This is a genomic window from Neisseria sp. P0018.S001 (assembly GCF_051957355.1).
In the GTDB taxonomy this organism is placed as follows: domain Bacteria; phylum Pseudomonadota; class Gammaproteobacteria; order Burkholderiales; family Neisseriaceae; genus Neisseria; species Neisseria subflava_A.
Genome location: NZ_JBQCWN010000026.1, coordinates 1 through 6,317, shown reverse-complemented (window position 1 = coordinate 6,317; position 6,317 = coordinate 1). Strand labels below are relative to the sequence as shown.

General features: G+C 49.7%; 1 protein-coding gene, 2 tRNA genes and 3 rRNA genes. All 6 read right to left on the bottom strand.

Annotated features, from left to right (window positions below; translation table 11 throughout):
• Positions 1–110: 110 nt before the first annotated feature.
• The 6 genes from ACTHTJ_RS10485 to ACTHTJ_RS10460 all read right to left on the bottom strand — a co-directional run bounded on the left by ACTHTJ_RS10485 (position 111) and on the right by ACTHTJ_RS10460 (position 6,035).
• Entirely contained in the window at positions 111–398 is a 288-nt protein-coding gene (locus ACTHTJ_RS10485; RefSeq protein ID WP_070460228.1) for a ComEA family DNA-binding protein, read from the bottom strand.
• Positions 399–785: 387 nt separating this feature from the next.
• Positions 786–899 (bottom strand): 5S ribosomal RNA (gene rrf, locus ACTHTJ_RS10480).
• 94 nt (positions 900–993) lie between these two features.
• Positions 994–3,882 (bottom strand): 23S ribosomal RNA (locus ACTHTJ_RS10475).
• A gap of 348 nt (positions 3,883–4,230) precedes the next feature.
• Positions 4,231–4,306: transfer RNA gene (locus tag ACTHTJ_RS10470), tRNA-Ala, on the bottom strand.
• Positions 4,307–4,311: 5 nt separating this feature from the next.
• A tRNA-Ile gene (locus ACTHTJ_RS10465) sits at positions 4,312–4,388 on the bottom strand.
• Positions 4,389–4,494: 106 nt separating this feature from the next.
• A 16S ribosomal RNA gene (locus ACTHTJ_RS10460) occupies positions 4,495–6,035 on the bottom strand.
• Together the 16S, 23S and 5S rRNA genes with 2 tRNA genes alongside form the textbook arrangement of a ribosomal RNA operon.
• Between the last annotated feature and the right edge of the window lie 282 nt (positions 6,036–6,317).

Sequence of the window (6,317 nt, the reverse complement as noted above, 5' to 3'; positions counted from 1 at the left end):
GCCCCCATTGGTCCAAGTCTTCATTGCCACTGCCCATACAAAGCCGCCCGTCAGCCCGAACCGGCAAACGGTTCAGCCTCGGGGCGGCATACGGCAGTTAACCGTCAGGCTTATTTTTTCACGGCAGGCTGTGCGGCCTTAGGCGCGGCAGGAGAAACCGTCGCCTCCGCCTTCAATTTGTTCAGTACCGCATCACCGATGCCCTTCACGTTTTTCAGCTCCTCCACCGATTTGAACGCACCGTTCTTCTGACGGTATTCCACAATCGCTTTCGCCTTAGCCGGGCCGATACCCGGCAAGGCCTCCAGTTCGGCAGAAGACGCGGTATTAATGTTCACGGCGGCCAAAGAGAATGCTGCACAGACGGCGGCAAATGCACCAAATAAAAATTTCTTCATCAGATTTTTTCCCATAACATATTTGATTGAATCAGTCATAAAGTCTACCGAATGGTTTTATCCCACTCTGTAAACACTGTCACATACGCAGATAGGGCAACAGCCCATACCCGCATAAATGCTTACGCCATATTAACGCAAATATCATTTTATTTCAAATATTCTAAACAGTTAACCGTAACTTTCGGTACTTTTGTTCAAGAATAACAACAGAGTTGTCATCCTTTAATTTAAACAACAAGCATGCACGAACACTCAATAGGCATCGGAATGGGTATCGGTTCATCAATATCCTTGCACCCATTACCCTACCTCCTATCGTCAAACCGACAGAACTGACAGGCATGTAAAAAGCCCCCGACATCAGTCGGGGGCTTCGGAATGGGTGTTTGGCGGTGACCTACTTTCACATGGAAGAACCACACTATCATCGGCGCTGAGTCGTTTCACGGTCCTGTTCGGGATGGGAAGGCGTGGGACCAACTCGCTATGGCCGCCAAACTTAAACTGTTACAAATCGGTAAAGCCTTAATCAATTATTTGGTGATGACTGAATCAGTCAGTAAGCTTTTATCTTTGAAGTTCTTCAAATGATAGAGTCAAGCCTCACGAGCAATTAGTATGGGTTAGCTTCACGCGTTACCGCGCTTCCACACCCCACCTATCAACGTCCTGGTCTCGAACGACTCTTTAGTGTGGTTAAACCACAAGGGAAGTCTCATCTTCAGGCGAGTTTCGCGCTTAGATGCTTTCAGCGCTTATCTCTTCCGAACTTAGCTACCCGGCTATGCAACTGGCGTTACAACCGGTACACCAGAGGTTCGTCCACTCCGGTCCTCTCGTACTAGGAGCAGCCCCCGTCAAACTTCCAACGCCCACTGCAGATAGGGACCAAACTGTCTCACGACGTTTTAAACCCAGCTCACGTACCACTTTAAATGGCGAACAGCCATACCCTTGGGACCGACTACAGCCCCAGGATGTGATGAGCCGACATCGAGGTGCCAAACTCCGCCGTCGATATGAACTCTTGGGCGGAATCAGCCTGTTATCCCCGGAGTACCTTTTATCCGTTGAGCGATGGCCCTTCCATACAGAACCACCGGATCACTATGTCCTGCTTTCGCACCTGCTCGACTTGTCGGTCTCGCAGTTAAGCTACCTTTTGCCATTGCACTATCAGTCCGATTTCCGACCGGACCTAGGTAACCTTCGAACTCCTCCGTTACTCTTTGGGAGGAGACCGCCCCAGTCAAACTGCCTACCATGCACGGTCCCCGACCCGGATTACGGGTCTGGGTTAGAACCTCAAAGACACCAGGGTGGTATTTCAAGGACGGCTCCACAGAGACTGGCGTCTCTGCTTCAAAGCCTCCCACCTATCCTACACAAGTGACTTCAAAGTCCAATGCAAAGCTACAGTAAAGGTTCACGGGGTCTTTCCGTCTAGCAGCGGGTAGATTGCATCTTCACAACCACTTCAACTTCGCTGAGTCTCAGGAGGAGACAGTGTGGCCATCGTTACGCCATTCGTGCGGGTCGGAACTTACCCGACAAGGAATTTCGCTACCTTAGGACCGTTATAGTTACGGCCGCCGTTTACTGGGGCTTCGATCCGATGCTTGCACATCTTCAATTAACCTTCCAGCACCGGGCAGGCGTCACACCCTATACGTCCACTTTCGTGTTAGCAGAGTGCTGTGTTTTTAATAAACAGTCGCAGCCACCTATTCTCTGCGACCCTCCAGGGCTTACGGAGCAAGTCCTTAACCTTAGAGGGCATACCTTCTCCCGAAGTTACGGTATCAATTTGCCGAGTTCCTTCTCCTGAGTTCTCTCAAGCGCCTTAGAATTCTCATCCTGCCCACCTGTGTCGGTTTGCGGTACGGTTCAATTCAAACTGAAGCTTAGTGGCTTTTCCTGGAAGCGTGGTATTGGTTACTTCATGTCCGTAGACACTCGTCATCACTTCTCGGTGTTAAGAAGACCCGGATTTGCCTAAGTCTTCCACCTACCGGCTTAAACAAGCTATTCCAACAGCTTGCTAACCTAACCTTCTCCGTCCCCACATCGCATTTGAATCAAGTACAGGAATATTAACCTGTTTCCCATCGACTACGCATTTCTGCCTCGCCTTAGGGGCCGACTCACCCTACGCCGATGAACGTTGCGTAGGAAACCTTGGGCTTTCGGCGAGCGGGCTTTTCACCCGCTTTATCGCTACTCATGTCAACATTCGCACTTCTGATACCTCCAGCACACTTTACAATGCACCTTCATCGGCCTACAGAACGCTCCCCTACCATGCCAGTAAACTGGCATCCGCAGCTTCGGTTATAGATTTGAGCCCCGTTACATCTTCCGCGCAGGACGACTCGACCAGTGAGCTATTACGCTTTCTTTAAATGATGGCTGCTTCTAAGCCAACATCCTGGCTGTCTGGGCCTTCCCACTTCGTTTACCACTTAATCTATCATTTGGGACCTTAGCTGGCGGTCTGGGTTGTTTCCCTCTTGACAACGGACGTTAGCACCCGCTGTCTGTCTCCCGAGGAACCACTTGATGGTATTCTTAGTTTGCCATGGGTTGGTAAGTTGCAATAACCCCCTAGCCATAACAGTGCTTTACCCCCATCAGTGTCTTGCTCGAGGCACTACCTAAATAGTTTTCGGGGAGAACCAGCTATCTCCGAGTTTGTTTAGCCTTTCACCCCTATCCACAGCTCATCCCCGCATTTTGCAACATGCGTGGGTTCGGTCCTCCAGTACCTGTTACGGCACCTTCAACCTGGCCATGGATAGATCACTCGGTTTCGGGTCTACACCCAGCAACTATTCGCCCTATTAAGACTCGGTTTCCCTACGCCTCCCCTATTCGGTTAAGCTCGCTACTGAATGTAAGTCGTTGACCCATTATACAAAAGGTACGCAGTCACACCACAAGGGTGCTCCCACTGTTTGTATGCATCAGGTTTCAGGTTCTATTTCACTCCCCTCCCGGGGTTCTTTTCGCCTTTCCCTCACGGTACTGGTTCACTATCGGTCGATGATGAGTATTTAGCCTTGGAGGATGGTCCCCCCATATTCAGACAGGATTTCACGTGTCCCGCCCTACTTTTCGTACGCTTAGTACCACTATTGAGATTTCGAATACGGGACTATCACCCACTATGGTCAAGCTTCCCAGCTTGTTCTTCTATCTCGACAGTTATCACGTACAGGCTCCTCCGCGTTCGCTCGCCACTACTTGCGGAATCTCGGTTGATTTCTTTTCCTCCGGGTACTTAGATGGTTCAGTTCTCCGGGTTCGCTTCGCTTATCCTATGTATTCAGATAAGGATACCTCCTAAGAGGTGGGTTTCCCCATTCGGACATCGCGGGATCATAGCTTTATTGCCAGCTCCCCCACGCTTTTCGCAGGCTTACACGTCCTTCATCGCCTATCATCGCCAAGGCATCCACCTGATGCACTTATTCACTTGACTCTATCATTTCAAGAACCTCTTTGACTTCGTTTACCTACCCGTTGACTAGGGAAGCAAACTTGAAATTCCTACTTTGATAAAGCTTACTGCTTTGTTGTGTCTTAATCCTGCCTTTTGTGTTTCAGGATTAAGTCGATACAATCATCACCCAAATACTGTGTTTGTTTTCTTTTCTCTTGCGAGAGATTTTTTATCCTTTGCAAAGAACAAAAAATCAAAACAAACTCATTGTCTTTGTTTGTTGATTTCGGCTTTCCAATTTGTTAAAGATCGATGCGTCGATATTTCACTTCGCAAATCAAAATAAGCTGCTAAGTATAGCAGGCTTCCTTTGATTTGTAAAGTTCTTGGTGGAGGCAAACGGGATCGAACCGATGACCCCCTGCTTGCAAAGCAGGTGCTCTACCAACTGAGCTATGCCCCCGTTCTTGGTGGGTCTGGGAGGACTTGAACCTCCGACCCCACGCTTATCAAGCGTGTGCTCTAACCAGCTGAGCTACAAACCCGGATTCTCTTCTTAAGCGAATCTTGTCTTCACTCAAGCTTTTCTCTTCCGCATCTTTATACAGTTTACCGATAAGTGTGAATGCATCAGACCTCTTCTTTCTCTAGAAAGGAGGTGATCCAGCCGCAGGTTCCCCTACGGCTACCTTGTTACGACTTCACCCCAGTCATGAAGCATACCGTGGTAAGCGGGCTCCTTGCGGTTACCCTACCTACTTCTGGTATCCCCCACTCCCATGGTGTGACGGGCGGTGTGTACAAGACCCGGGAACGTATTCACCGCAGTATGCTGACCTGCGATTACTAGCGATTCCGACTTCATGCACTCGAGTTGCAGAGTGCAATCCGGACTACGATCGGTTTTGTGAGATTGGCTCCACCTCGCGGCTTGGCTACCCTCTGTACCGACCATTGTATGACGTGTGAAGCCCTGGTCATAAGGGCCATGAGGACTTGACGTCATCCCCACCTTCCTCCGGCTTGTCACCGGCAGTCTCATTAGAGTGCCCAACTAAATGATGGCAACTAATGACAAGGGTTGCGCTCGTTGCGGGACTTAACCCAACATCTCACGACACGAGCTGACGACAGCCATGCAGCACCTGTGTTACGGCTCCCGAAGGCACTCCTCCGTCTCTGGAGGATTCCGTACATGTCAAGACCAGGTAAGGTTCTTCGCGTTGCATCGAATTAATCCACATCATCCACCGCTTGTGCGGGTCCCCGTCAATTCCTTTGAGTTTTAATCTTGCGACCGTACTCCCCAGGCGGTCAATTTCACGCGTTAGCTACGCTACTAAGCAATCAAGTTGCCCAACAGCTAATTGACATCGTTTAGGGCGTGGACTACCAGGGTATCTAATCCTGTTTGCTACCCACGCTTTCGAGCATGAACGTCAGTGTTATCCCAGGAGGCTGCCTTCGCCATCGGTATTCCTCCACATCTCTACGCATTTCACTGCTACACGTGGAATTCTACCTCCCTCTGACACACTCTAGTCACCCAGTTCAGAACGCAGTTCCCAGGTTGAGCCCGGGGATTTCACATCCTGCTTAAGTAACCGTCTGCGCTCGCTTTACGCCCAGTAATTCCGATTAACGCTCGCACCCTACGTATTACCGCGGCTGCTGGCACGTAGTTAGCCGGTGCTTATTCTTCAGGTACCGTCATCAGCTGTCGATATTAGCAACAGCCTTTTCTTCCCTGACAAAAGTCCTTTACAACCCGAAGGCCTTCTTCAGACACGCGGCATGGCTGGATCAGGCTTGCGCCCATTGTCCAAAATTCCCCACTGCTGCCTCCCGTAGGAGTCTGGGCCGTGTCTCAGTCCCAGTGTGGCGGATCATCCTCTCAGACCCGCTACTGATCGTCGCCTTGGTAGGCCTTTACCCCACCAACTAGCTAATCAGATATCGGCCGCTCGAATAACGCAAGGCCCGAAGGTCCCCTGCTTTCCTCCTCAGAGAATATGCGGTATTAGCTAATCTTTCGATTAGTTATCCCCCATTACTCGGTACGTTCCGATATATTACTCACCCGTTCGCCACTCGCCACCCAAGAAGCAAGCTTCTCTGTGCTGCCGTCCGACTTGCATGTGTAAAGCATGCCGCCAGCGTTCAATCTGAGCCAGGATCAAACTCTTATGTTCAATCTCTAACTTATAACTTCTGGTCTGCTTCAAAGAAACCGACAGGACAATGTCTAAAACATCATCTTGTCTGTCTTTCAAACAGTGTGAGGCCTAATGCACTCACACTTATCGGTAATCTGTTTTTTAAAGAGCGAATCGAATTATACAGTACATTTAGCAAATGTCAACTAAAATTATCGAAAATTTTAACTAACTGTGTTATACTGTCTGCTTCGTTTTCTTCACCGCGTCAGCAGCGAAGAACCGAACTATACGCCTCACAACGAAACCAGTCAACAC

What these genes read in the sequence shown, in the direction of transcription:
- ACTHTJ_RS10485 (WP_070460228.1), bottom strand. Translation starts at nt 398, where the DNA reads ATGAAGAAATTTTTATTTGGTGCATTTGCCGCCGTCTGTGCAGCATTC.